Below are 1,741 nucleotides of genomic sequence, written 5' to 3'. Positions count from 1 at the left end.
CGGAGCCGCCGCTGCAGGAGCTGCCGCCGCCGCAGCCGGACGAGCCGCCCGCGCCACTCGCCGCCTGCCGCTGGATCTCGGCCTGCTCGGCGAAGGTCGGGTCGAGGGCCCACAGTGACGCGGCACCGAAGAGGGCCACGCCCATCGCGGCACCCGCCGGGCCGTACGTGGCGTAGGCCGGGGAGGACGCCGGGGCGAGGTGGGCGTTGCGGCGGCGCAGGTCGCGCAGCATGGCATCGGCCGCGCGGGTGCGCCACGGCACCCGCCTCAACAGGGCCGCGGCGACGGCCACGGCGACGAGCGCGAGCAGCAGGAACCCGACCGGCCGACCGCTGGCCAGCCCGACGAGGACCCGGACCACGCCGAGCCCCAACAGGCCGAACAGCAACACCGACCCTTGCCGGGCGGCGGACCGCTGCTCCGGGGCGAGCGCGAGACCCTGCCGCTGGAGACCCTCCCGCAGCTCCGCGAGGGCGCGGCCGACCCACTCGTCCCGGACCACCTCCCGAGAGTGCAGGTTGCGCCGGGCGGCGTGGTAGACCGCCTGGTCCAGAGGCGTCACCCCGGTGGGCAACTGCGCGCCGACGGCCAACCGCCGGTCGGGGCGTACGCCGACCACTCCGCTGCTTCGCAGGCCACCGAGGGAGGCCAGGACGGCGAACAGGTCACCGCCGTTGAGGTACGCGACCTGCTGCGGACCGAGCTGGTCGGCCGCCGGGACGCGCTGACCGGAGAGGATCCGGGACCGGTGGACGAGAGTGCCGACGACGACCACCACGGCGGCCAGCAGGTAGAGGCCGACGAAGACGGGACCGGGGATGCCCCACGTGTCGCCCGGGGCGGCGAGGACGGTCATGACTGCTCCTGTCGGACGAAGAGGAACGCCGCCTCATTGTGGAGCCGCGCCGCGACCGGTGAACCGGCCCGGAGGCCGAGTTACCAACCCGAGACGTGGTACGCCGTCAGCGACGGCGGACCGCCTCCTCGACGAGGTCGAGCACCGGACCGAGGTCGCCGGCCGGGCGGCCCATCGCGAGGTGCAGCACCAGGCCGTCGTAGGCGAGTTCGAGGAACTGCGCCAGCACCGTGATGGGTACGTCCTCGCGCAGGACGCCCGCGTCCCGCTGGCGGGCCAACCGGTCCCGGGTCGCCTCGGCGATCGCGGCCGACCGCTCCGTCCACCGCCGCGCGAACGCCGGGTCCGTCCGGAGCCGGCGGGAGACCTCCAACTGGCTGCCGAGCCAGCCGGTGGTGTCCGGCGACATCGCCCGGGCCAGCAGGTCCCGCATGACCTGGACCAGACCGTTGCGGGCGACCGTCTCCACCATGGCGGCGGCGTCGTCCTCGGCGACGGCGAGGAAGAGCGAGTCCTTGTCGCGGAAGTGGTGGAAGATCGCGCCCCGGGACAGGCCGGTCGCCTCTTCGAGCCGGCGCACCGTGGCGCCCTCGTAGCCGTGCCGGGCGAAGCACGCCCGCGCCGCGGCCAGGATCTCCTGGCGGCGCGCGTCGAGCTGGTCCTGACTTACTCTGGGCACGGGTCGATCGTGTCAGGTGACAACGGGTCACGCAAACCGTACGTACGGCTTGTGGCCGATCCGCGACGATCATCCTGGCCGGCGCCGTCCGGTTAGGATCGCCCCGTGCCGCCGCCCCCCGCCGCAGTCCCCGCCGCGCCCCTGACCGTCGCCGCCGTCCAGGCCGAGCCGGTCCCCGGTGACCTGGCCGCCAACGCGCTCACCGC

At 74.9% G+C, this 1,741-nt stretch carries 2 protein-coding genes; both read right to left on the bottom strand.

Annotated elements, in window-relative coordinates; all coding sequences use genetic code 11:
• On the bottom strand, nt 1–856 hold an 856-nt coding region (locus AB0I76_RS29275), incomplete at its 3' end, for a TIGR04222 domain-containing membrane protein (protein ID WP_357042199.1).
• 106 nt (nt 857–962) lie between these two features.
• On the bottom strand, nt 963–1,535 hold the full coding sequence (locus AB0I76_RS29270; RefSeq protein WP_357042196.1) for a helix-turn-helix domain-containing protein: 573 nt from the start codon (nt 1,533–1,535) through the stop codon (nt 963–965).
• Nucleotides 1,536–1,741 lie beyond the last annotated feature (206 nt).

This window comes from Micromonospora sp. NPDC049799 (assembly GCF_040656655.1).
GTDB lineage: Bacteria > Actinomycetota > Actinomycetes > Mycobacteriales > Micromonosporaceae > Micromonospora.
This window is presented reverse-complemented; position numbering and strand designations above follow the sequence as displayed.